Here is a 24,609-nt window from a genome sequence, read left to right on the forward strand (position 1 = left end):
TGACACCGTCTGGCCTCAGCCCAGCGCGTCGAGCGCCTGTCTGAGGTCGTCGAGCCGATTTCCGAGGCGGCGGCGGGCATCGCCGCCGAGGCCGATGTCACCGCCGGTGTCGAGCTCGGCCACGGCCTCCTCGACTCCCGCGAGCCGGGACCGGAGATCGGCGACCACGTCGACGTCGACCCGGCCGGGCTGGGCGGCTCGCTCGTCCAGGGACCGACGCAGCAGTTCGGCCTGGGCGCTGAGCTTGCGGCTGGCGTGCCAGAGGTCGACGAAGACCTGCACCTTCGCCCGCAGCAGCCACGGGTCGAACGGCTTGGCGAGGAAGTCGGCGGCGCCGGTCGCATATCCGCGATAGGCGAGATGGGTGTCGAAGTCGTTCGCGGTCAGGAAGATGATCGGGACGTCCTTGGTGCGTTCGCGCGCCTTGATCCGGGTGGCGGTCTCGAAGCCGTCCATCCCCGGCATCTGCGCGTCCAGCAGGATCAGCGCGAAGTCGTCGTGGAGCAGGGCGCGTAGGGCGTCCTCGCCGGACCCCGCGCGGACGAGGGTCTCGTTGAGCGAGCCGAGGATCGCCTCGAGCGCGACCAGGTTGGCGGCACGGTCGTCGACGAGCAGGATCTTCGCGGTCCCCTGATGGCGATCACTCATGACAGCCACAGCCGGAACAGCGAGAGCAGGTCGGCGACGTCGACCGGTTTGGTGATGTACTCCGAGGCGCCCGCGGCGAGGCTGTCCTCGCGGTCACCGGTCATCGCTTTCGCGGTCAGCGCGATCATCGGCAGGCTCTTGAACTGCGGGATGTCGCGGATCAGGCGCATCGCGGTCAGACCGTCCATGCCCGGCATCATGATGTCCATCAGCACCAGGTCGACGCCCGGCTCCCGCTGGAGTGCCTCGATCCCGGCCTCCCCGGACTCCGCGTAGATCACGTCGATGCCGTGCTGCTCGAGCGCGCTGGTGAGCGCGAAGACGTTGCGTACGTCGTCGTCGACGATCAGGATCCTGCGACCGACGAACTGACCGTTCGGATCGGCCGGCTCGGGAACGAACGTCCTGGGGGGCTGCGCCCCTGGACGACCCAGCAGCACGCTCACGTCGTCGATCGCCTCCTCGGTGGTTGCCGGCGTCTTGAGGGTCATCGCCTGGGTGTACCTGTCCAGCCGGCTCTGCTGGGCCTTGGTCACCTTGCCGACCCTGCTCAGCACGACGGGGATGTTCTTGGTGCGCTTGTGGGTGCGCATCCAGCGGAGCACGTCGAAGCCGCCGTCCGCCAGCGGAAGGTCCAGGACCACACAGTCGACCTCGCGGTCGGCGAGGACCGCCTGAGCCTCCTCGGGTGATGCGCCGAAGACCGTCTCGACCTCGTCGACCGAGCTGAACAGGGCCTCCACGACGGCGCTGGTGCCGGGGCCGGACTCGTCGGTGTCGCTGCTGAGGACCAGCAGGAGCTGGTCGGCTCTGGTGGCGGTCGAATCCTGCCCGTCCGCGGCGGGCGTCGGAGGCTGGGCGTCGATCGTCCCGGAGCTGATCCTGGGGACGTACAGGGTGAAGGAGCTGCCGTGTCCGGGGTCGCTCTTGACCTGGATCTCGCCGCCGATGAGGTGGGCGACCTCGCGGCTGATCGACAGGCCGAGCCCGGTGCCGCCGAACTTGCGGCTGATCGTGCCGTCGGCCTGCTGGAACGCCTCGAAGATGACCTTCAGCTTCTCCGGCGGGATGCCGATGCCGGTGTCGACCACCGAGAACGCCAGCACCGAGTCGGCCTGCTGCAGGCTGGGTGTCGAGAAGCGCTCGCCGGAGGCGTTGCGGATCAGCAGCCGGACACCTCCGCCGTCGGTGAACTTCACCGCGTTGGAGAGCAGGTTGCGCAGCACCTGCTGCAGACGGTGCTGGTCCGAGCGCAGCACCCGGGGCACGTCGGGGTCGACGCTGACGATGAAGTCGAGGTCCTTCTCGGCGGTCAGCGGCCGGAAGGTCGCCTCGACATACTCGACGACCGAGGTGACCGCGACGTCGGTGACGTGGACGTCCATCTTCCCCGCCTCGACCTTGGACAGGTCGAGGATGTCGTTGATCAGCTGGAGGAGATCGGTGCCGGCGCCGTGGATGGTGCGGGAGTACTCCACCTGGCGGGAGTTGAGGTTGCCGTCGACGTTGTCGGAGAGCAGCCGGGCCAGGATGAGCAGCGAGTTGAGCGGCGTACGCAGCTCGTGCGACATGTTGGCCAGGAACTCCGACTTGTAGCGGGACGAGAGGGCGAGCTGTTCGGCGCGCTCCTCCAGGCCGCGCCGTGCGTCCTCGATCTCGAGGTTCTTGATCTCGATCGACTGGTTCTGGTCGGCGAGCTGGCGCGCCTTCTCCTCGAGGGCGGCGTTGGTCTGCTGCAGCTCCACCTGCTGACGCTCGCCCTCGTCCTGCTTGTCCTGCAGCTCGCCGGCGAGACGCTGCGACTCGACCAGCAGCTCCTCGGTGCGCGAGCTGGCCATGATCGCGTTGAGCGAGACCCCGATCGACTCCGCGAGCTGCTCGAGGAACTGCATGTGGACGGCGCTGAACGGCCGGAACGAGGCCAGCTCGACGACACCGATCACCTTCTCCTCGAACGCCACCGGGAGCACCATGATCGAGGTCGGCGCCGCCCATCCGTGTCCCGAGGAGATCCGCAGGAAGTCGGCCGGCACGTCGCGTACGACGATCGGCTGGCGGTCGTAGGCCGCCTGCCCGACCAGGCCCTCGCCGAGGGCGAAGACGTCGGGGACGTCGGGTCCCGGCTGGTAGCCGTAGGAGGCGATCCGGCGCAGGACCTTGGGGCCGCTGTGCTCAGAGGTCTGGTCGGTGAGGAAGATCGAGCCCTGCTGGGCGCCGACCAGCGGGGTGAGCTCGGAGACGATCAGCCGGGCGACCTCGAGCAGGTCTCGGCCGCCCTGCATGTGGCCGGTGAACCGGGCCAGGTTGGTCTTGAGCCAGTCCTGGTCCTCGTTGGCCCTGGTGGTCTCCCGCAGCGAGTCGATCATCTCGTTGAGGTTGTCCTTCAGGTCGGCGACCTCACCGGCGGCACCGACGGTGATCTGCCGGCTCAGGTCGCCCTGGGTCACGGCGGCGGAGACCTCGGCGATCGCGCGGAGCTGTGTGGTCAGTGTCGACGCGAGCTGGTTGACGTTCTCGGTGAGCCCGCGCCAGGTGCCGGAGACGTCGGCGACCTCGGCCTGGCCACCGAGCTTGCCCTCGGTGCCGACCTCGCGGGCGACACGGGTGACCTCGTCGGCGAAGGAGGAGAGCTGGTCGACCATGGTGTTGACGGTGGACTTGAGCTCGAGGATCTCGCCGCGGGCGTCGACGGTGATCTTCTGGGTCAGGTCGCCACGGGCGACGGCGGTGGTGACCTGGGCGATGTTGCGGACCTGGGAGGTCAGGTTGGAGGCCATCGAGTTGACCGAGTCGGTGAGGTCCTTCCAGGTGCCGGCCACGCCGCGTACGTGTGCCTGACCGCCCAGCGATCCCTCGGTGCCGACCTCGCGGGCGACTCGGGTGACCTCGTCGGCGAAGGTACGCAGCGTGTCGACCATCGCGTTGAGGGTGCCGGCCAGGGCGGCGACCTCACCGCGGGCCTCGATGGAGATCTTCTGCGACAGGTCGCCCTGCGAGACCGCCTTGGAGACCTGGGCGATGCTGCGGACCTGGTTGGTCAGGTTGGAGGCCATCGAGTTGACCGAGACGGTGAGGTCGCGCCAGGTGCCGGCGACACCGGGCACCTGGGCCTGGCCGCCGAGCGCGCCCTCGGTGCCGACCTCGCGGGCCACACGGGTGACCTCGTCGGCGAACGAGCCGAGCTGGTCGACCATGGTGTTGATGGTCGACTTGAGCTCGAGGATCTCGCCGCGGGCGTCGACGGTGATCTTCTGGGTCAGGTCGCCACGGGCGACGGCGGTGGTGACCTGGGCGATGTTGCGGACCTGGGAGGTCAGGTTGGAGGCCATCGAGTTCACCGAGTCGGTGAGGTCCTTCCAGGTGCCCGAGACGTCGTGCACGTCGGCCTGGCCGCCGAGCTTGCCCTCGGTGCCGACCTCGCGGGCGACACGGGTGACCTCGGCCGCGAAGGAGGAGAGCTGGTCGACCATGGTGTTGATGGTCGACTTGAGCTCGAGGATCTCGCCTCGGGCGTCGACGGTGATCTGCCGGCTCAGGTCGCCACGGGCCACCGCTGTCGTCACCTGGGCGATGTTTCGCACCTGGGCGGTCAGCGTGCCGGCCATGAAGTTCACCGAGTCGGTCAGGTCGCGCCAGGTGCCGGAGACGCCGGGCACCGCGGCCTGGCCGCCGAGCTGACCCTCGCCACCGACCTCGCGGGCGACGCGGGTGACCTCGTCGGCGAAGGCGGAGAGCTGGTCGACCATGGTGTTGACGGTGGTCTTGAGCTCGGCGAGCTCGCCGCGTACGTCGACGGTGATCTTCTGGGACAGGTCTCCGCCGGCCACCGCGGTGGTGACCTGGGCGATGTTGCGGACCTGGTTGGTCAGGTTGGTCGCCATCGAGTTGACGGAGTCGGTGAGGTCCTTCCACCGGCCGCCGACGCCCGGCACCTCGGCCTGGCCGCCCAGCATGCCCTCGGTGCCGACCTCGCGGGCCACACGCGTCACCTCGTCGGCGAACGCCGAGAGCTGGTCGACCATGGTGTTGACAGTGGTCTTGAGCTCGGCGAGCTCGCCGCGTACGTCGACGGTGATCTTCTGGGACAGGTCGCCGCCGGCGACGGCGGTGGTGACCTGGGCGATGTCGCGGACCTGGTTGGTCAGGTTGGACGCCATCGAGTTGACGGAGTCGGTGAGGTCCTTCCACCGGCCGGCGACGCCCGGCACCTCGGCCTGGCCGCCGAGGATGCCCTCGGTGCCGACCTCGCGGGCGACACGGGTGACCTCGTCGGCGAAGGTCTGCAGGGTCGCGGTCATCGAATTGAGCGTCTCGGCGAGCTCGGCCACCTCACCGCGCGCGGTGACCGTGATCTGCTGCGACAGGTCGCCGCGGGCGACGGCCTTGGCGACCGAGGAGATCCCGCGCACCTGGGAGGTCAGGTTGGAGGCCATCGTGTTGACCGAGTCGGTCAGGTCGCGCCAGGTGCCGGAGACGCCGCGCACGTCGGCCTGGCCGCCGAGGCGGCCCTCGGTGCCGACCTCGCGGGCGACACGGGTGACCTCGGCGGCGAACGACGACAGCTGGCCGACCATCCGGTCGACGGTGTCCTTGAGCTGCGCCATCTCGCCGGAGACCTCGATGGTGACCGTGCGGGACAGGTCGCCGTTGGCGACGGCGGTGGTGACCTCGGCGATGTCGCGGACCTGGGCGGTCAGCCGCGAGGACATCGTGTTGACCGCGTCGACGAGGTCGCGCCAGGTGCCGGAGGCGTTCCGCACCCGGGCACGGCCACCGAGCTTGCCCTCGGTGCCGACCTCGCGGGTGACCCGGGCGATCTCCTCGGTGATCGTGGCGAGCTGGGCGACCAGGCCGTTCACGCTCTTGGCGACCAGCAGCGGGTCGCCCTTGAGGGCGCGGCTGCCGTGGCGTACGTCCATCGTCTGGGTGAGGTCGCCCGCGGAGACGGCGGCAACGACCCGGGCGACGTCGGCGGTGGGGCGTGCGAGGTCGTCGACCAGCTTGTTGGCATCCTCGACGGCGCCGGCCCAGGCACCGCCGCCGATGCTCGGTCGGAGCCGTTCGTCGTGGTGGCCGTCGCGGCCCGCCTCGCGGCGCACGCGCGCGAGCTCGTCGGTCAGGTGGTTCAGCCGTTCGGCGATCTCGTTGTGGATGGAGGCGAGGTCACCGAGCGGCCCGTCGACAGGCTCCAGCCGGCCGGTGAAGATGCCGTCGCGCATCGCGGTCATCGCGTCCTTGAGCTGGCGCAGCGTGACCTGATCGACCGCCACCTGCCCGGGGAGCATCGTCGACCTCGATGAGTCCGTCGATGAGGGCATCCCTGCCTCCTCTCGCGCTGGGACACGCGTCTGCTGAAGTGTCGCACTCCACGGCTGGCCGTGGCTCACAAATGATCGTTCACCACCGATTCTGGTAATTCCTTGACCTACCTGCCGATACCTTGCCGTGATCAGTGCCATACCGGCGCCAAAGGGGTGCACAATCGGCGGTGGTCATGAGTACCGGAGCCAAAACACTGTCGCGCACCTTCGAGCCGGCACCGACGTCGGTCTCCGAAGCACGCCGTTTCGCGCGAGAGGTGCTTGCCGAATGGGGCCTCGACGACCTCCTCGACGACGTCGTCCTGCTGACCAGCGAGCTGGTGACCAACGCGGTGACCCACGCCGGCACGCCCATGACCGTGGCGGTCGTACGCGAGGAGGACCGGCTCCGCATCGATGTGTTCGACCAGCACCCGACCCGAGTACTCCCGGTCGGGGTGAACGCCCGGCCCGGCGCCGGCGAGCACGGCCGCGGGCTGCTCATCACCTCGGCGCTGGCGACTGCCTGGGGGGTGGAGTACCGCCGCGACCACAAGCGGGTGTGGGCCGCGTTCGCGCTGGTGGAGACGACCCTCGACGCGGAAGCGCCCAACGGGGGAGTCCCGGAAGGCCGGGACGTACGCCGCCAGGAGAGCGTGGCCACGACCGGGCAGGATCCGCTGGGGCTGAGCGGGCTCGCCCTCAACCAGCTCGCGCTCGGGGACATCCTCGACCTCGTCGTGGAACAGACCCGGGAGCGATTCGACGCTGACGCTGCGTACCTCCTGCTCGAGGACGAGATGGAGGACCGGTTCGTGGTGGCCGCGACCAGCGGAGCGGCGACGGCGATCAAGGGACGCAGCGTGCGCCGTGGTCAGGCCGGCGCGCCGAGCCTCAGGGCGTCGTTCCGGCCGCTGGCGATCGGCGACCTGCGGGCCACGCCCATCGAGCTGCTCAAGGGCCTCGGGCTGCGCTCGCTGGTGACCGCGCCGGTGGCCTTCGAGGGCCGGGTGATCGGCACCTTGGCGGTGGCGAAGAGCGAGCCTGGCAGCTTCGCGATCGAGGACGGCGCCGAGCTGCAGCGGGTCGCGGACTGGGCCGCGCCGAGCGTCGACCGGGCATCCACGCGGGCTGCGGATGGTGAGCGGCGCGCCTGGCTGGCGTTTCTGGGAGAGGCCAGCGTGATGCTGGCCGGGTCGCTGGACCTGGAGACGACGACCGCGATGACCGGGCAGATCGTGGTACCGCGTCTGGCGACGTGGTGCGGCATCTACCTCAACGATGCCCGCGACCATCCGCGGCTCCAGTTCGCGTGGCATGCCGACGAGCACCAGCTCGACGCGGTGCGGGACGCCTTGGAAGATGCGACCCCGGACGGCCCAGAGGTGCCCGCCGTGCCCGACCTCGACGGCGAGGTCGCGATCCTTCCGCTGGAGGCACGCAACCGGGTCATCGGCTGGCTCACCCTCGGGCGGCCGGCCGGTGAGCCGCTGCGCCGCGAGCGCCTGATGGTGGCGGAGTCAGTCGCCCGCCGGGCGGCCCTGGCCATCGACAACGCCCGCGCTCACACCGAGCTCCAGGAGATCGGCCGGTCCCTCCAGCGCAGCCTGCTGCCGGCGGTGCTGCCGGACATCCCGGGCGTCGACATCGGGGTGGGCTACGAGCCGACAGGGGAGTTCAACGACGCCGGCGGCGACTTCTACGACATCTTCGCGCTCGGCGCCGGGCGCTGGGGCTTCATGGTGGGCGACGTGTGCGGTGTCGGGCCGGAGGCGGCCGCGGTCGCCGGGATGTCGCGGCACACGGTGCGAGCGCTGATGCGGGCCGGCATCCCGATCGCGCCGACCCTGGAGCGGCTCAACTCCGCGATCAGCGACGAGGGCCTGCGGGGCCGGTTCATCACGCTCGTGTGCGGCACGCTCGAGGTCACGGCCGCGTCCCGTTTCCGGGTCCGGCTCGTCTGTGCGGGCCACCCGCCGCCGTTCCTGGTCACCCGTGCCCGGCCCGGTGTCGCCGCCCGTCGGGTCGGCCGGTCGCAGGCGCTCCTCGGGGTGCTGGACGCGGTCGACTACATCGAGGACGACGTGACGGTGGAGCGGGGTGACCGGCTCGTCGTCGTCACCGACGGTGTCCTCGAGCGGCGCGCCGGGGACACGATGTTCGAGGAGGCCGGGGTCGAGGCCGTGCTCGCCACGGGCATCGACACGGGAGCGCAGGTCGTCGCCGACCGGCTGCTGAGGGCGGTCGCCGACTTCTCCGCCGTGCCGCCCTCCGACGACATGGCCGTCCTCGTCCTCGATCTGGGCGATGGTGTCGCCTAGGGTGCGCTGAACTCCTCGTGACCGAGCACCGCGAGCAGCCGGATCTTCTCCTCCGCCTCGCTGCCGGGCACCGGAGTCAGCACCAGCAGCGCCTGGCCCTGGTCCTGGGTGGACAGCACCTGGCAGTCGACGTCGATGCGGCCGACCTGCGGATGCAGCAGCGTCTTGTGGTCCTCGTACCGGTGGGTGACCTCGTGCCGCTCCCACAGCTCGCGGAACTCCTCGGACCTGGCGAGCAGGAGGCGTACGAGCTCGCCGGCGCGCCCGCGCTCGCCGAGTGCCCCGTAGGCCATCCGCAGGCTCGCCACCAGACCACGCCCGTGCCTGTCATGGAATTCCGGCGGGTAGACGCTCCGCGTCGAGTGATCGGTGAACCAGCGGTAGGCCTCGAAGCGGTCCCAGCCGGTCAGCGCCGGCCGGTCCCCGAAGATCGTGGTCGCCAGCCGGTTGGCGACCAGCGTCTCGCCGAGCGCGGACATGATCATCGCCGGGGTGTCCTCGAGCCGGTCGAGCACGCGCAGCAGCGCCGGGGCGACGTGGCCGTCCTCGAACGTACGCCGCGGGGCGTTGTGTCCGGCCAGCCGGTAGAGGTGGTCGCGCTCGTCGACGGTCAGGCGCAGCGCCCGGGCGAGCGCGGAGAGCATCTGGTCGGAGGGCTGCGGGCCACGCTGCTGCTCGAGGCGTACGTAGTAGTCGGTCGACATCCCGGTCAGCGCGGCGACCTCCTCTCGGCGCAGGCCGGGCGTACGCCGTCGCGGTCCGGTGACCAGGCCGACGTCCTGCGGGCGGAGCGCCTCACGGCGGCGTCGGAGGAAGTCGGCGAGGGAGGCACGGTCCATGGCATCCATGATGCGGGTTGGGATCGTACGCAGCCAGGGACCGCCGATCCCACGATCGCCAGGTCTCTCCCGCAGACGGAGACGCCGCCGCAAGGTGGAGGCATGAACATCACCGGAAACACCATCTTCATCCCCGGAGCGACCTCCGGGATCGGCCTCGCTCTCGCTCTGCGCCTCAAGGAGCGCGGCAACACCGTCATCATCGGCGGCCGGCGTACGTCGCTGCTCTCCGAGCTGGCCCAGGCGCACGGCTTCGAGACCGTCCGCATCGACACCGCCGACGCCGCCTCGATCGCGGAGGCGACCGCCGACGTGGCCAGCCGCTTCCCGGAGCTGAACGTGCTCGTCGCGATGGCCGGGATCATGCGCCCCGAGGACTGGACCACGCGGAGCTTCCTCGCCGATGCCGAGGAGACAGTGGTGACCAACCTGCTCGGTCCGATCCGGCTCATCGACGCGCTGGTGCCGCAGCTGCGCGAGCGCCCCGGCGCCACGATCCTCACCGTCTCCTCGGGGCTGGCCCACACGCCGCTGCGGTTCACGCCCACCTACAACGCGACCAAGGCGGCGATCCACCAGCTCTCCGAGTCGATCCGGATGCAGCTGGAGCCGATCGGGATCCAGGTCACCGAGCTCGTCCCGCCGGCGGTCCGGACGGCCCTGATGCCGGGCCACGAGAGCTCCGAGCACGCCATGCCGCTCGAGGCGTACGTCGACGAGGTGATGGTGCTCCTCGAGGCCGATCCCGAGGCCCACGAGGTGCTCGTGGAGCAGGTCAAGCTGCTGCGCTTCGCCGAGGTCCGCGGCGACTACGACCAGATCATCGGGGTCCTCAACGCGGCCGAGGAACGGGTCCGCTGACCCCGGATCGGCGCGCGGGCGCAGCGGCCTAGACTGAGCCAACATGAGCGAGCTCACCGTGATCGTGCTGGCCGCCGGTGGCGGCACCCGGATGAAGTCCAAGACTCCCAAGATGCTCCACCAGATCGCGGGCCGGAGTCTCGTGGGCCATGTCCTGTCCGCGGTCTCGGAGGCCGGGGCGTCCCGTGTCGTCGCGGTCGTGGGACACCAGCGGGAGCTGGTCGAGCCCCACATCGCCGAGATCCTGCCCGAGGCCGTGGTCGCGGTCCAGACCGAGCAGCTCGGCACGGCGCACGCCGTGCGGGTGGCGGTCGAGGCCGGCGCGGTCTCCGGCGGGACGGTTCTGGTGACGTACGGTGACACGCCCCTGCTGCGTGGTGAGTCCCTGCGCGCGCTGGTGGCCGACCACGAGGCCGCCGGCCGGGCCGCGACGATCCTGAGCGGGATCGTCCCGGAGCCTTTCGGCTACGGCCGGATCCTGCGTGGAGGCGCCGGGGTCACCGGGATCGTCGAGGAGAAGGACGCGACCGACGAGGAGCGGGCGATCAACGAGATCAACTCGGGGATCATCGCCTTCGACGGGGGCTTCCTGGCCGGGGTGCTTCCGCGGATCGGCAACGACAACGCCAAGAAGGAGTTCTACCTCACCGACGCGATCGCGCTGGCGGTCGCGGACGGGCTGGGGGTGGACGCGTTCGTCCTCGACGACGTCAGTGAGGCCGAGGGTGCCAACGACCGGGCCCAGCTCGCCGCGCTCGGGAAGATCCTCAACGATCGGATCGTGACCCGGTGGATGAAGGACGGGGTCACCGTGATGGACCCGGCCACGACCTGGATCGACGCCGACGTCGAGCTCGCGCCCGACGTCACCATCCTGCCCGGCACCCAGCTCATCGGTGCCACCCGGATCGACGAGGACGCGGTGGTCGGTCCCGACTGCACGCTGAAGGACACCGAGGTCGGCCACGGCGCCCGGGTGGTGCGTACGCAGGCAGAGCTCGCCGTCGTCGGACCCGGTGCCAACGTCGGGCCGTTCTCCTACCTGCGCCCGGGCACGGTGCTCGGCGAGGAGGGCAAGATCGGCGGCTTCGTCGAGGTCAAGAACTCGACCATCGGGCCCGGCGCCAAGGTGCCGCACCTGTCCTACGTCGGCGACGCGACGATCGGCGAGGGCACCAACATCGGGGCCGGCACGATCTTCGCCAACTACGACGGCGTCAACAAGCACAGGACCCGGATCGGGCGCCACGTGAAGTCGGGCTCAGGTGTGACCTTCGTCGCCCCGGTGGTCGTCGGAGACGGTGCGACGACCGGTGGCGAGGCCCTCATCCGGGAGGACGTCCCGCCCGGTGCGCTGGCAGTCTCCGCAGGTCAGCAGCGGATCATCGAGGGGTGGGCGCTGGTGAAGAGGGCAGGCACGGCGCAGGCGGCCGCGGCCGAGGAGGCACTCGAGTCGGGCGTGCCCATCCTCGGTGAACCCTCGGCGACAGGCGAGTGACCCCCGGGGTTGGGTCCGGCAGCGAAGTTGATGGAGAATCCAAGTGCAGTGACCCCGGGGGTAGGAGCCAGCAGATGACCAAGCGCACCACCGAGAAGCAGATGATGCTCTTCAGCGGCCGGGCTCACCCGGTCCTCGCCGAGGAGGTCGCCGACCTTCTGGGAACGAAGCTGACGCCCACCTCGGCCTACGACTTCGCCAACTCCGAGATCTACGTACGCTACGAGGAGTCGGTGCGCGGCTCGGACGCGTTCGTCATCCAGTCGCACACGGCGCCGATCAACCAGTGGCTCATGGAGCACCTGATCATGGTCGACGCGCTGAAGCGCGCCTCGGCCAAGCGCATCACCGTCGTGATGCCGTTCTGGGGCTACTCCCGCCAGGACAAGAAGCACCGCGGTCGCGAGCCGATCTCGGCTCGTCTGGTCGCCGACATGTTCAAGACCGCTGGTGCTGACCGGATCATCTCCGTCGACCTCCACGCCGACCAGCTCCAGGGCTACTTCGACGGTCCCGTCGACCACCTGATGGCGCTGCCGCTGCTGACCGACTACATCAAGGACAAGTACGGCAACCAGCCGCTCGCCGTCGTCTCTCCCGACGCAGGCCGGATCAAGGTCGCCGAGCGCTGGGCCGCGCGGCTCGGTGGGGCGCCGCTGGCGTTCATCCACAAGACCCGCGACATCAACCGGCCCAACGAGACCGTCGCCAACCGCGTCGTGGGTGAGGTCAAGGACCGCATCTGCATCCTCACCGACGACATGATCGACACCGGTGGCACGATCGTGAAGGCTGCTGACGCGCTCATGGCCGAGGGTGCCGCCGGCGTGATCATCTGCGCCACCCACGCGATCCTCTCCGACCCCGCCGTCGACCGGCTGAAGAACTCCACCGCCACCGAGGTCGTCATCACCAACACCCTCCCGGTGCCGGAGGAGAAGCAGTTCGACAAGCTCACCACGCTCTCCATCGCCCCCATGCTCGCCCGCGCGATCCGCGAGGTCTTCGAGGACGGCTCGGTGACCTCGATGTTCGACGGCCACGCCTGATACTTGCTTCGTGGCGGGTGACTTCGAGCTGACGACCGACGAGCTCCGGGTCGTCGCCCGGTACGTCGCGGAGACCGCTGTCGAGGTCCTGCCCCTGTTCGAGGCGGCCTGCCCCGACGACCCTCGACCGAGGCTGGCGCTGGATGCGGCCTGGGAGTTCGTCGGTGGTGCGAGACGTACGAAGCTGCAGCGGGTCACTTCCTTGGATGCCCATCGGGCGGCCAAGGAGGCGCCTTCTGAGGCGGCTAGGCTGGCTGCCCGAAGCGCCGGTGACGCCGCCTCGGCCGCCTACCTCCATCCGCTCGCCGATGCGGCTCAGGTCGGGCACATCCTGCGTGCCGCGGCCAGCGTCGCCCGGATCGCGGAGCTTTCCGAGCCTGGGGCTGCCGTGGCGTCCCTCGACCGTGCGGTCGAGCGGGCGAGCCCGGTGCTGCTCGACGTTCTCGCGCGTTATCCGGTCGTACCGGCCGGCAAGAACCGTGTCGCAGAGCTCATGAACGTCCTCGACAGCCGATTGCGGGCCTCTCGCTGACGACCGGCTGGGCGGTCAGGGTGCGACGAACCGGGCCTCGACCTCGTCGGAGAGAGCGGCATCGATCCGCGCCCGGAGCTCCGGGTCCATCTCCGGGAGCTGGTCCACGCGGAACCAGCCGACATCCGCCGACTCATCATCGGCGACGTACGCCTCGCCCGAGCGCCACGTGCAGCTGAACGTAAGGTCCATGTAGACCGCGCGATCCCCGTTGGGATAGACCATCGGACTCGTCGCGCCCGCCGACGCCAGCCGGTCGACCATGATGTCGACCCCGGTCTCCTCCTTCGCCTCCCGTACCGCTGCCGTCGCCGGCTGCTCGCCGGGGTCGACGATCCCCGTGATCGGCGTCCATCTCAGGTTGTCTGCGCGCTGGACCAGGAGGATCTCGTCTTCTTCTCTGCGTATTACCGCTGTTACGCCGGGGAGCCAGAGCATCTCTGTTCCTATCTTGCGGCGGAGGTCGACGATGAAGTCTGGGATCGGCATGTTTCTCACGGTAGCTGGGTGGGCTTCGGGCGTTCGCTGACTGTTTCTTCGGGGTCGGGGTGGGCCGCCGACCCTTTCTTTGAGGGTCTTCTCGATCTGATCCGGCGTCAAGGACGCCCTTCGGGCGCCGGCTTCGCCGGCCGCCTTCGGCGGTCCTGGACTCCGGACCAGATCGAGAAAAGATTGGCTGGCTATCGGGGCGGCGGCCCGGGTGTGGCGCAGCGGACTCTTGTTTGGGACAGGTGAGGTTGATGGGGTGGAAGGGTGCCCTTCGGGCCACTTACCATCCACAGATACGAGGTCGTTCGCTCACCGCAAAAACAGTGGTTGACCTGGGAAAATAGATAGCCAAGGAGGGGCTGGAGGCGTAGAATCAGACCCATCACAACACGCCTCTGAAGGGAGGGAAACGATGAGTCTCGAACGCGACATCAACCCGTCGGAAACCAAACCCGACGATGCGATCGACGCGGAGATGAGTGCCATCGAATCCTCCCTCGACAAGCTGCTGACCAGAGACCCCGCCTATTGGCGCACCGAGCAGAAGAAGGACCGGCTGGAACGACTGGAGAGGATTCAGGCCAAGCAAGCCGCGTTGAAACTCCGGGTGCTCGCCACCGCCGGCGACATCGCCCAGGAGACCGGGGCGAAGGATGTGTCGGGGTGGATGCGGGCCGAGCTGTTGGTCGACAAGGCCGTTGGGCGCGCACAGGTGAAACTCGCGGCGGCGGTGACCAAGTACGGGCTCGTCGCTGCCGGCCTGGCTGAGGGTGTTGTGTCCCAGGACAAGGCACGGGTGATCACCCAGGCCCTCGATGCCATCGAGAACGACCCCGCCGCCAGCGGTGAGGACCTGGTCCTGGCCGAGAAGCTCTTGGTCGACTACGCCAGCCAGTTGACGGCGAACGAGTTGAAGATTGTCGGGCGACGGATCTTGACCGAGATCGACCCGGATCGGTTCGAGGCTGCTGAGGCCAAGGCTTTGCAGCGAGAGGAGGAGCACGCCCAGCGGCGTACCTTCTTCTCCTCCCGCGACAACGGCGACGGCACCGTCGACATCCACGCCAGAGTGTCTCGCACCATCGGGATGCGGCTCCGCACCCTGCTGGACTCGTTGGCCCAGCCGAGGAAGCTCTCGGCCGAGGACAAGGGCCGCAAGGCCCCCTACGACCGGGTGCTGGGCCAGGCGTTTGCCCGCGTGGTCGAGACCTACGACGTCGACCAGTTGCCCCGCCACGGCGGCCACGGCACCACGATGTTCATCACCATGAACGTCGATGACCTCCGCAAGGACCTCGGTACCGCAGCCCTCGGCTTCGACGGCGAACAGATCACCGCCGCCGAGGCCCGACGGATGGCCTGCAACGCCGACCTCGTCCCGGTGGTGTTGGGCACCGACTCTGAGATCCTCGACTTCGGCCGCACCGCAAGGTTGGCGTATCCAATCCAACACAAGGCGCTCCGGCTACGCGACAAGTGCTGCCAAGCCGAAGACTGCGACGCTCCAGCGGCCTGGACCGAGGCCCATCACTTGAGACCGTGGTCCGAAGGCGGTCGAACCGATCTGGCGAACATGGTCTTGTTGTGTGCGAGTGATCATCGTCGGATCCATGACCCCGACTACGGCTATGAGCGACTTCCGAGCGGCCGGATCCGGTTCACTCGGCGTACCCGAACCGGCTGATCGGTGGCGGCCTGCGCCGCCGTGCCCGTATTCGTCCGAGCCCATATGGCGCTCGCTGATCTGAGCCTTCGCGCAGCCTCTGGTCTTGCCGCTGCTGCGGTGCGGCCGCCAGGTCCAAGATCTTCTCCGAGTAGGCCAGCCACCCTCCCCGAAAGGGTCGGCGGCCACCAGCCCCGCGAAAGAGCGCCCTAGCTGACCGTTCCGCCGGTAACTAGCTCAGGGTTCTCAGCCAGCCACGCATCCATGTCGTCCTCACGCATAGCCGCCCACAGACGGCGGCCCTCGCGCTTGTCGAGACGGACAACGCTCTGCGCACCCTCCTTGCCCAACCCGGCCACAGGGGCAGTGAAGAACGTCAGGTCCTCCGAGGGCATCCGGGCGAGATCGAGGGCCAACCCACGCAGGTCGCCGCCGGAGAAGCCGGAGTCGACGGTGAGGTGGCGGGTGATGATGTCGAGGAGATCGTACGCCTTCTTGGGGTTCTTCGGGTCGACGCTCTGCCTCAGGCCACGGAGGATGGAGCGGAGCACGTACTGCTGGCGCTTCACCCGGTCCAGGTCGCCGCCGGGGAGGCCGTAGCGCTGGCGTACGTAGAGGAGGGCCTCTTCACCGCTGAGCAGGTGGGTGCCCTTGGTCCAGGTGCGGTGGCGTGCGGAGTCGTGGACGGTCTCGGGGATGTAGACCTCGACGCCGCCGAGGAGGTCGCCGATCTCCTCGAAGCCGGCCCAGTCGACCCAGGCGACGTGATCGATGCGTACGCCGGTGAGCTTCTCGACCGTCTGCACGCTGAGCCTCGGTCCACCCTGGGAGAAGGCGGCGTTGACCTTGGCCTTGCCGTGCCCGGGGATCCGTACCCAGGAGTCCCGGGGGATCGAGACGACCGAGGCGGAGCGGCGGTCCGCGCTGAGGTGCAGCAGCATCATCGTGTCGGCCCGCTGCTCGCCGGGCGTCCACGACGCCGTGGCCTCGCTGCCGGTGGTGGCCTTGCCGCCGGTGCGCCCGTCGGTGCCGAGGAGCAGGATGTTCAGGGCGCCCGCAGCGTCGCCCGCTGCCTCAGGACGCTCCTCGAGCCCGGCGAAGACATCGACGGTCCGGACCTGACGGTCGAGCCGGTGGGCGAGATACCAGCCGGTGCCGGTCACGGCGCCGACGAGCACGACGAACGCGATCCCGACGCCGAGCCAGATGCGCGACTTCTTCATGGCCGTCCTCAGTGGTGGGGGTCGAGGGCGGATAGAGGCTAGTGGTCGCTACTCGCGGTCGTCGAAGTGGTCCTCCCAGGACCGCCGCAGGATCGTCGGTACATCGCCCGCCAGGGCGGTGCGCAGCGCATCGAGCTGACCCTCATCGAGAGCGATCCGCGGGAAGGCGCGGCCGACCTCGATGGCGAAGGCCTGACCACGGGTGGCCAGGGCCGGCGCCTCGGCGAGATAGGCGGTGACGTAGGGACGCAGCAGATGCGCCTGCTCGGCGATCCACATCCCCGATGCCAGCGCCCCGAAGCGACGGTTGTCGACACCGGGGGCGAGCATCGCCTCCCAGGCAGCGTCCTTCGCGCTGGTCGAGGGGCGGGCGGCGAGGGCCCGAAGCGCCCCGAGGTCTCCCTCGGCGGTGCCGTCCCGGTCGCGCTCGGTCGCGATGAAGCGCGCGTCGGCCTCACCGAGCGAGGCGAGACGTACGATCGCCGCCCAGCGTGCGGTCGGCAGCAGCGGGATGCCGACCCCGACCTTGTCGGCGTCCAGCCAGCTGCGCAGCAGTTCGGCGTCCGCGCTGGTCGCGGCCAGGGCCGCGGCCCAGGCCAGGGCCCGCTGCTCGTCGTCGGCGGAAGCCGCCAGGCCCGCGGCGGACGCGGCGGCGACCCGGGCGACCGCTCCAGCCGCGCGCGAGGCCGGCACCCGCTGCGGGATCACGACGGAGCGGGTCTCGGCGAGCACCCCCTCGATGATGTCCGCCCGGGTGTCGGCAGGCAGGTGGGTCTCGACCAGGTCGAGGTAGTCGTCGGCCGACAGGTCACGCGATCGCACCCGAAGAGCGGTGGCAGACCAGAGCACGGCACGTACGAGCGGGTCCTCGATCCGGGAGAGCCCGCCGGAGAGCACCTCCCACGACCCCGGGTCGAGGCGGAGCGCGGCGAAGGTCTCGCCGCCGGCGTTGGGGACGACGACGAGCCCGGCGAACTCCGGCAGCGGCACCGGCTCGGCACCCAGCTCGATCCGCTTGCGTTCCACGAGCCCGAGCGAGGAGTCGTAGCCGGCGACGGTGAACGCGTGCGGCCGGCTCCCCTCGCGCTCCAGGACCGGGACGTCCCCGTCGCGCCGCACCGAGACCGTGTCGAACCCCGGGCGCCGCAGCCAGGCGTCCACCCACCCGCGTACGTCCTTCGGCGAGCTCGCCGCGAGCGACTCGACGAAGTCGGCCAGGGTCGCATTGGCGAACCGGAAGCGGGTCAGGTGGCGGTTGACCCCGGCCATGAACTCCTCGTCACCGAGCCAGAAGGCGAGCTGCACCAAGCAGGCTCCGCCCTTGGCGTAGGAGATGCCGTCGAAGATGGTGGCGGCGGTGTCCACGTCGGGTACGTCCACCGCCAGCGGAGCGACCGGATGGGTCGAGCTGCGCGCGTCGGAGCGGTAGCCCCACGGCTTGCTCCCGACCTCCACCTCGACCCGCAGGTCCGAGAAGCCGGCGCCGGCCTCCGCGACCCGGTAGCCCATGTAGTCGGCGAACGACTCCTGCAGCCAGGTGTCCTCCCACCAGGTCATCGTCATCGAGTCGCCGAACCACATGTGCGACATCTCGTGAGCGATGATCACCGCGCGGATCGCCCGCTGGGTGTCGGTGATCGCGCCGCGCGGCAACAGCTCGTCGCGGTAGGTCACGCATCCCGGCATCTCCTGCGCGCCCCAGTTGAGCCCGGGCACGAAGACCTGGTCGTAGGAGTCGAAGGGATAGGGCTCGTCGATGAGGTCGGCGTAGTGGACGAAGCACGCCTCGGACGTACGCCGCAGCTCGTCCGCGTCCCGGTCCAGCTCGTCCGCCAGCGACCGCCGGGCATGCCAGCCGAAGTCCAGGCTCTCCCCGGAATCGAGCGCGTACGTCCACCGCACCGAGTGCCACGGCCCGGCGGCGACGACCAGCAGTGCCGGCGGGATCGGGGGAGTGGCGGCGAAGACCCAACGGCCGGCGTCGTGCGAGACGACGGCGCCGTTGGCGAGGACGGTGTCGGCCGGATCGGCGGTGACCGCGACCGCGAACGACGCCTTGAGATCGTTCTGGTCGAAGCAGGCGAAGACCTTCGAGGCATTGTCCATGCCCAGGTAGGCCGACACATAGCGCGATCCGTCGACGGGGTCGGTGAACGTGTGCATCCCGTCGCCGTCGGTCGTATAGGGAATCGTCGCGGTCACCTCCACCTCGTTGACCGCCCCGTCAGACAGCCCGGTCGAGAGGCCGGTCAGGCCCACCCGCCGGCCGTCGTACGCCACCTCGACCGCCTCCCCGTTGACGACCAGCGACACCGCGAGGGCGCCCTTCAGATCCAGGAACGTCTCGGCGACCGTGGAACGGAACCGGACCCGGGTGTGGCTCCGAAAGGTCTCGGGACCGGTGAGGTCGAGATCGAGCGAGTAGGAGACGGAGCTGAGCACGCCGGCCCGTGTGCGGGCCTCGTCGAGTGTGAGGGACACGACCTCCAACGTACGTCCTCGCAGGTCAGCACGCGCGCGCATTTCGCGGTGAGCGTGATCCGGGGATAGTCTGTGGCAGTTGCCTCGGCGAGGGAGCGCATCGCGCTCCGTGATCGACAAGGTGGACGTCTCTTCGGGAGACGCCGTGCCTTCGTCGCACGGCCTTCGTTGGACCAGCCGGGCGCCATTGACGTCAGCACCACTCATCGAGGAGTTCAACGCATGTCCAGCGAGAAGATCGTAGCCGAGAAGCGCACCGAGTTCGGCAAGGGTGCCGCTCGCCGCATCCGCCGTGAGAACAAGATTCCGGCGGTCGTCTACGGCCACGGCGCCGACCCGATGCACCTGAGCCTGCCGGGCCACGCCACCATGATGGCGCTCAAGAACCACGGTGCCAACGCGCTGCTGGAGCTCGACATCGACGGCAAGATCCAGCTCGCCATGACCAAGCAGGTCCAGGTCGACGACGTCCGCCGGGTCATCGAGCACGTCGACTTCGTCGCCGTCCGCGCCGGCGAGAAGGTCACCGTCGACATCACCGTCCACGTCGTGGGCGACGCGATCTCCGGCACCATGGTCGTCACCGACGCCAACACCCTGACCGTCGAGACCGAGGCCACCCACGTGCCCGAGAGCATCGAGATCAGCGTCGAGGGCCTCGAGGCCGGCACCCAGATCCTCGCTGGCGCCGTCGAGCTGCCGAAGGGCACGACCCTGGTCACCGACCCGGAGACTCTGGTCGTCAACATCACCGAGGCCAAGACCAACGAGGAGCCCGCCGACGAGGCCGCCGAGGGCGAGACCGCTGAGTCCGCCGAGGCTGAGGCCACCAACGGCGAGTGACCGACCGGTGACCGATTCGGTGACCGACGGCGTCTGGCTGGTCGTCGGCCTGGGTAACCCCGGGCCGACGTACGCCGGGCACCGTCACAACATCGGCTATCTCGTCACCGACGAGCTGGCCAACCGGCTGGATGGCAAGTGGCGTGCCCACAAGTCCGGCCGTGCTGACGTCGTGGAAGGGCGGCTCCGGGGGGCGACCCCGGGGCTGCCCGGCCCACGCGTCGTGCTCGCCCGTTCCCGGACCTACATGAACGAGTCCGGCGGGCCGGTCAAGGCGCTCGCGACCTTCTACAAGGTCCAGCCCGACCATGTCATCGCCATCCACGACGAGCTCGACATCGCCTTCGACACGATGCGGGTCAAGCTGGGCGGTGGCGACAACGGCCACAACGGCCTCAAGTCGATGCGGTCCTCCCTGGGCACCGGCGACTTCCACCGGGTGCGCGTCGGCATCGGCCGCCCGCCCGGTCGCCAGGAGGTGCACGACTTCGTGCTCTCCAACTTCTCCACCACCGAGCGCAAGGTGTTGCCGTTCGTGGTCGACACCGCCGCCGACGCGATCGAGACGCTGATCAACGAGGGCCTGGAGAAGACCCAGCAGAAGTTCAACTCCTGAGGGTCAACTCCTGAGGGTCAACTCCTAGGCGGTCGCAGATACCGGTCGTACGCAGCGACAGCGGCCAGCTGGGAACCGACCTCGAACTTCCGCAGGATCGACTTCACCTGGGTCCGCACCGTCGTCTGGGCGACGCCGAAGCGTGTCGCGATCTCGGCGACGGTGCCCCCGTCGTAGAGCAGCTCGAGCACCTCGTACTCGCGCGCGGTCAGCGAGCGGACCAGGCGGTGCATGCGCTCGCGACCGTCCCGGAGCAGGTGCCACTGCGCGATGAGCCCCTCGGCCTCGCTCGGAGTGTGCCCGCGCCGTCCTTCGGCCGCGTCGCGCAGCGTGTCCTCGATCGTGTCCGAGCCGGTGTCGGCGGAGAGCACCGCGACCGCACCGGCCTCGAGCAGGGCACCCCAGAGGCCGCCGCGCGGGGCCGGGGTCAGCACGACCCCGGGCAGGCGCACGCTGCGGACCAGGTCACACAACTCGCCGAGATGGGTCCAACCGTCGAGGTCGGTGACCACCAGCCAGGCCGAGGGATCTCCGACCAGCAGCTCCTCGGGGTCCGCGGAGATGGAGGCGGTCGCCGCGACCGTGATGCCGCGCTCGTCGAGTGCAACCGTCACGGCATCGAGGGTCATCGTCTCGTCGGCTGAGACAGCAACCCTGAGTCGTACGGTCGAGCCTGCCATGTCTGCCGCGCCGTTCGGTCGTCTCGGGCCACACCAGATCTCCCTGGGGGTATGGGTATTCTGGGCAACCTCAGGCGTAGATCCGAAACCTGTTCTACACAGCCCCAAGTTTGGGGATGACCTGGGACAACGTGTCCCGCAATGTAGTTTGTGGACGACCTCGAAATTCTATGACTCCTCAATTCTCGGTATTGGCCCGGAATGCGGTCACGTGGCGATACGGTGCTGATTACGTTGCCTTGTAAAGGTTTCGGTCACATCATTCAAATTGGGACGGCCCGACAAGCTCGGGCTGGGGGAGCAGGGCCTGGACACGGCCCTATTCGGGACTCATACCTCACTGGCCGACCCGACCTGGGGAGCAGTATGTCTACGTCCATTTTCCAGCGGATCAACTCGGGTTGGTTAACCACCGCCTACGCAACGACCACCGCCGTCTTCATCGGTATCCAAAGCTTTCTGATCGCCGTCCTTCAGGGACCTTGGGTCTCTTTCCACGCCCACGGAGCAGTCCTCTGGGCCATCCTCACGGCCATCGTCGTCATCACCTCGCTCGTCGCCGCCGCAGCGCTGCTGTTCGGTGGCGTGCGCATCTACCGGCGCGTGTGCGCGGCGGAGGCGAAGGCGGCCGACGAGATCTACCACGACCTGCTCAGCGCGCGTGAGACCCAGCGTCTCCACCGGGCCCGGATGCACGAGGTGACCTCTACCCTCGCCGGCGTCCGCTCGGCCAGTGAGCTGCTGTGCAACTCCGACACGCTCGATCCGGAGCGTCGCGTCGCGATGATGACCATGATGGGCAGCGAGCTCAGGCGCCTTGAGCGCCTCGTCCGTGCCCAGCGTGGCGGCGCGGACACGATGCCGATCGACGTCGGCGTGATCGACGTCGACGCGGTGGTCCACAACCTCGCCCTGGCTCATGAGGCCAGCGGCACCACAGTCGTCCACGAGCCCGGCAACGCGCTCGCCGTGGGCAGCTCGGACGCGGCTGCGCGGATCATCAACATTCTTCTCGACAACGCGGCCAAGCACGGCTCCGGCGCCGTCGACGTCGCCGTGCGGCACGAGCCTGGCGAGTCCGGTCAGATGGTCGTGATCGAGGTCTCCGACGACGGCCCCGGGGTCGCCTCCGAGGTGCGCGAGCGGATCTTCGAGTGGGGCGTCCGCGGCCCGGACTCGGCCGGCCAGGGGATCGGGCTCAACGAGGCCCATACCGTCGCCGAGCGGATGGGCGGCTCGCTCCGCCTCGCCGCCGCGGACCGTACGACCTTCGTGGTCACTCTTCCCAGCGCCGTGATTCAGCGCCCCACCGCAGAAGCAGACAAGGAAGGCGCCTCCGATGACGTTGTCGCCGCGTAGTCAGTATCGAGTAGTCATCGTCGAGGACCATGTCCTCTTCGCCGAGTCGCTCGAGCTCGCCGTCTCGATGGAGGGATACGACGTACGTCGCATCCCGATGCCCGGCGAGCCCGTCTCCACCGCCACGATGGTCTCCGTCGTGCTCCGCAACAAGCCGAAGGTCGTGCTCCTCGACCTCGACCTGGGCCGCTACGGCGACGGCGTACGCCTCATCGAGCCGCTGGCCAAGGCCGGCGTCGACGTGGTCGTGGTGACCGGTGCGATCGAGGAGGCGCGCTGGGGCCAGGCGCTGCGCAACGGCGCCCGCACGGTGCTGTCCAAGTCCCGCCCGCTCGGCGAGATCCTCGGCACCGTCAGGCGGCTCTACCAGGGTGCGTGCGTGCTCGCGGTGAGCGACCGCGAGCGGCTGATCCGGGTCTGGTTCGAGCGCCAGCACGAGGTCTCCGAGCTGAGCCGCCGCATCGAGCTGCTCACCAAGCGCGAGTCCCAGGTCCTCGGCCATCTGATGCTCGGTCGCACCGTCCACGAGATCGCCGTCATCGGCGTCGTCTCCGAGGCGACCGTGCGCACCCAGGTGAAGTCCATCCTCGCCAAGCTCCAGGTCACCTCCCAGATCGCCGCCGTCGGACTGGCCCACCGCCTCGGCTGGCGGTCCCCGCAGTCGCTGGAGTGAGACGACTGGTCTGGACCAGTGGGTTCCGGTTCCCTCATTTGGTCTAACCGGACCCCCATCGGCCCCCAACGACCGCTTTCTTCCCGCATTGTTCTGGCATGAAGTAAGCGTTCGGGCGCCCAGCAGCTATGGGGGAGATTGATGACGATAGAGCTGGCGTCGGTGGAGACAGTAGTCCCGCTCGACATCAACCGCCGGAGGGTGTCTGCCAAGGCACCCTCCCTTCGGTTGCAAGCCTCGATGGTCGACGGGCTCGCGCTGATGATTCTCGCGCCGTTGATCGTGGGACAGGAGATCGTCCCCGCGCTGGCGTGGGGTCTGCTCTGGGGACTGGCCACCAGGATCACCGCGCCGAAGATCCTGCCCGGCGCCGAGCGTCTGCGGGCGACGGTCTCGGGGGTCTTCAAGGCGTTCATGGCGATGAGCATGTTCACCTGGCTGTTGGGTGCGGTGGTCGAGCTGCCGCAGGCGCAGCTGGTCGTGCAGACCATCCTCGGGCTGGTGACCGCGCTCGCGTTCCGGATCGTGGGCTACATCTTCAGCTCCCGCCCGCGCACCCCGCTGCGGGTCGTCGTGGTGGAGGCGGCTCATGACCACGGCGTGATCCCGGAGTGGACTCACCGGCTCAGCGGCGGCCTGATGGAGGCGGCGGCGGTCTGTCGAGCCGACGGGCTCTCCGGCGCCATCGCCTCGGTCGCTCCCGACGCTGTGCTGGTCGTCCCCGGACCCGACCTGGCCGGCCGCGAGATCCAGCGGCTGGCCTGGACGAGCGAGTCCTTCGGCCTGCCGCTGCTGGTCAGCACCCGGATGCAGGACGTGACCCCGCAGCGTACGTCCTCGATGCGGCTGGGCTCGATGACCCTCCTCTACGTCGACGAGGCCCTACGGGCGCGGCTCACCCGGGTGGCCAAGTACGTGTGGGAGTGGCTGGCCGCGGTGGCCGCCGTCGCCGTGCTCCTCCCGGTCTTCGCCGTGATGGCGGTCGTGATCAAGCTCGACTCCCCGGGCCCGGTCTTCTTCCGGCAGGTGCGCGTCGGCCGAGGCGGCAAGCAGTTCCGGATCTGGAAGTTCCGCACCATGGTCGTCGACGCCGAGTCGCTGCTGCGCACGCTCGACCACCGGCCGGGCCACGTCCTCTTCAAGCTGCGCGCTGACCCCCGAGTGACCCGGGTCGGGCGGGTGCTGCGGAAGTACTCCATCGACGAGCTGCCGCAACTTCTGAATATCGTGCTGGGCCAGATGTCGCTGGTCGGGCCCCGGCCGGGCCTGCCGAGCGAGGTGGCGATGTACGATCGGGACTCTCATCGCCGACTTGCGGTTGCACCCGGTCTGACCGGGCTGTGGCAGGTCTCGGGGCGTTCGGACCTCTCCTGGGAGGACACGGTCCGCCTGGACCTGGACTATGTGGACAACTGGACGCTGTTGCGGGACTTCGGAATCGTCGTTCGTACAGTCAAAGCTGTTGTGCGTGGCTCTGGCGCCTACTAGTGAGTGTCGCCTAAACTCCCAGGCCGTTGTGTGAGCAACCCGACAC

Annotated in this window: 18 protein-coding genes; 11 read left to right on the forward strand and 7 right to left on the reverse strand. The window is 69.2% G+C overall.

What is annotated here, in order from left to right; translation table 11 throughout:
- Positions 1-15: 15 nt before the first annotated feature.
- Together ABZU72_RS05370 and ABZU72_RS05375 are read right to left on the reverse strand one after the other, a co-directional pair.
- Positions 16-648 (reverse strand): response regulator, encoded by a 633-nt coding sequence (locus tag ABZU72_RS05370; RefSeq protein ID WP_355017842.1) that lies wholly within the window; start codon positions 646-648, stop codon positions 16-18.
- On the reverse strand, positions 645-5,966 hold the full coding sequence (locus ABZU72_RS05375) for a HAMP domain-containing protein (protein ID WP_355017843.1): 5,322 nt from the start codon (positions 5,964-5,966) through the stop codon (positions 645-647). Before ABZU72_RS05375 ends, ABZU72_RS05370 begins: the two co-directional genes overlap by 4 nt.
- 176 nt (positions 5,967-6,142) lie before the next feature.
- Here ABZU72_RS05375 and ABZU72_RS05380 point away from each other — a divergent pair, with 176 nt between their 5' ends.
- The gene (locus ABZU72_RS05380; protein WP_355017844.1) at positions 6,143-8,269 is read left to right on the forward strand and encodes a SpoIIE family protein phosphatase; all 2,127 of its coding nucleotides are present in this window, start codon (positions 6,143-6,145) and stop codon (positions 8,267-8,269) included.
- On the opposite strand, the gene ABZU72_RS05385 is transcribed toward ABZU72_RS05380, so the two are convergent.
- Positions 8,266-9,108 carry a helix-turn-helix transcriptional regulator gene (locus ABZU72_RS05385; RefSeq protein WP_355017845.1) on the reverse strand — a complete coding sequence of 281 codons (843 nt, stop codon included), beginning with the start codon at positions 9,106-9,108 and terminating at the stop codon, positions 8,266-8,268. The two genes, ABZU72_RS05380 and ABZU72_RS05385, sit on opposite strands and share 4 nt — an antisense overlap.
- Before the next feature lie 102 nt (positions 9,109-9,210).
- Between ABZU72_RS05385 and ABZU72_RS05390 the strand changes: the two genes are divergently transcribed.
- The 4 genes from ABZU72_RS05390 to ABZU72_RS05405 all read left to right on the forward strand — a co-directional run bounded on the left by ABZU72_RS05390 (position 9,211) and on the right by ABZU72_RS05405 (position 13,048).
- Positions 9,211-9,969 carry an SDR family NAD(P)-dependent oxidoreductase gene (locus ABZU72_RS05390; protein ID WP_355017846.1) on the forward strand — a complete coding sequence of 253 codons (759 nt, stop codon included), beginning with the start codon at positions 9,211-9,213 and terminating at the stop codon, positions 9,967-9,969.
- 43 nt (positions 9,970-10,012) lie between these two features.
- Positions 10,013-11,467 (forward strand): bifunctional UDP-N-acetylglucosamine diphosphorylase/glucosamine-1-phosphate N-acetyltransferase GlmU, encoded by a 1,455-nt coding sequence (gene glmU, locus ABZU72_RS05395; RefSeq protein WP_355017847.1) that lies wholly within the window; start codon positions 10,013-10,015, stop codon positions 11,465-11,467.
- Positions 11,468-11,541: 74 nt separating this feature from the next.
- Positions 11,542-12,516 carry a ribose-phosphate diphosphokinase gene (locus ABZU72_RS05400; protein WP_350660453.1) on the forward strand — a complete coding sequence of 325 codons (975 nt, stop codon included), beginning with the start codon at positions 11,542-11,544 and terminating at the stop codon, positions 12,514-12,516.
- Positions 12,517-12,526: 10 nt separating this feature from the next.
- On the forward strand, positions 12,527-13,048 hold the full coding sequence (locus ABZU72_RS05405) for a putative immunity protein (protein ID WP_355017848.1): 522 nt from the start codon (positions 12,527-12,529) through the stop codon (positions 13,046-13,048).
- Positions 13,049-13,063: 15 nt separating this feature from the next.
- Here the strand turns inward: ABZU72_RS05405 and ABZU72_RS05410 are convergent, their stop codons facing one another.
- Positions 13,064-13,537, reverse strand: a complete 474-nt coding sequence (locus ABZU72_RS05410; RefSeq protein ID WP_355017849.1) for an NUDIX domain-containing protein — start codon at positions 13,535-13,537, stop codon at positions 13,064-13,066.
- Positions 13,538-13,949: 412 nt separating this feature from the next.
- Here ABZU72_RS05410 and ABZU72_RS05415 point away from each other — a divergent pair, with 412 nt between their 5' ends.
- Positions 13,950-15,221, forward strand: a complete 1,272-nt coding sequence (locus tag ABZU72_RS05415; RefSeq protein ID WP_355017850.1) for a DUF222 domain-containing protein — start codon at positions 13,950-13,952, stop codon at positions 15,219-15,221.
- A gap of 188 nt (positions 15,222-15,409) precedes the next feature.
- Here the strand turns inward: ABZU72_RS05415 and ABZU72_RS05420 are convergent, their stop codons facing one another.
- On the reverse strand, positions 15,410-16,423 hold the full coding sequence (locus ABZU72_RS05420) for an LCP family protein (protein WP_355017851.1): 1,014 nt from the start codon (positions 16,421-16,423) through the stop codon (positions 15,410-15,412).
- Positions 16,424-16,471: 48 nt separating this feature from the next.
- Entirely contained in the window at positions 16,472-18,904 is a 2,433-nt protein-coding gene (pepN, locus tag ABZU72_RS05425; protein ID WP_355017852.1) for an aminopeptidase N, read from the reverse strand.
- Between the two features lie 222 nt (positions 18,905-19,126).
- On the opposite strand from pepN, the gene ABZU72_RS05430 reads away from it, so the two are divergent.
- On the forward strand, positions 19,127-19,747 hold the full coding sequence (locus tag ABZU72_RS05430; protein ID WP_350659331.1) for a 50S ribosomal protein L25/general stress protein Ctc: 621 nt from the start codon (positions 19,127-19,129) through the stop codon (positions 19,745-19,747).
- 7 nt (positions 19,748-19,754) lie between these two features.
- On the forward strand, positions 19,755-20,363 hold the full coding sequence (pth, locus tag ABZU72_RS05435; protein WP_355017853.1) for an aminoacyl-tRNA hydrolase: 609 nt from the start codon (positions 19,755-19,757) through the stop codon (positions 20,361-20,363).
- 17 nt (positions 20,364-20,380) lie between these two features.
- Here the strand turns inward: pth and ABZU72_RS05440 are convergent, their stop codons facing one another.
- Positions 20,381-20,977: a LuxR C-terminal-related transcriptional regulator gene (locus ABZU72_RS05440; protein ID WP_355017854.1), complete on the reverse strand. Its 597-nt coding sequence runs from the start codon at positions 20,975-20,977 to the stop codon at positions 20,381-20,383.
- A 432-nt stretch (positions 20,978-21,409) separates the two neighbouring features.
- Here ABZU72_RS05440 and ABZU72_RS05445 point away from each other — a divergent pair, with 432 nt between their 5' ends.
- From ABZU72_RS05445 to ABZU72_RS05455, 3 genes are all read left to right on the forward strand, one after another.
- Positions 21,410-22,402: a HAMP domain-containing sensor histidine kinase gene (locus ABZU72_RS05445; RefSeq protein WP_355017855.1), complete on the forward strand. Its 993-nt coding sequence runs from the start codon at positions 21,410-21,412 to the stop codon at positions 22,400-22,402.
- Positions 22,383-23,075 (forward strand): response regulator transcription factor, encoded by a 693-nt coding sequence (locus ABZU72_RS05450; RefSeq protein WP_355017856.1) that lies wholly within the window; start codon positions 22,383-22,385, stop codon positions 23,073-23,075. Before ABZU72_RS05445 ends, ABZU72_RS05450 begins: the two co-directional genes overlap by 20 nt.
- A gap of 141 nt (positions 23,076-23,216) precedes the next feature.
- On the forward strand, positions 23,217-24,563 hold the full coding sequence (locus ABZU72_RS05455; RefSeq protein ID WP_355017857.1) for an exopolysaccharide biosynthesis polyprenyl glycosylphosphotransferase: 1,347 nt from the start codon (positions 23,217-23,219) through the stop codon (positions 24,561-24,563).
- Positions 24,564-24,609 lie beyond the last annotated feature (46 nt).

It is taken from the genome of Nocardioides sp. NPDC004968, assembly GCF_040608935.1.
GTDB lineage: Bacteria > Actinomycetota > Actinomycetes > Propionibacteriales > Nocardioidaceae > Nocardioides.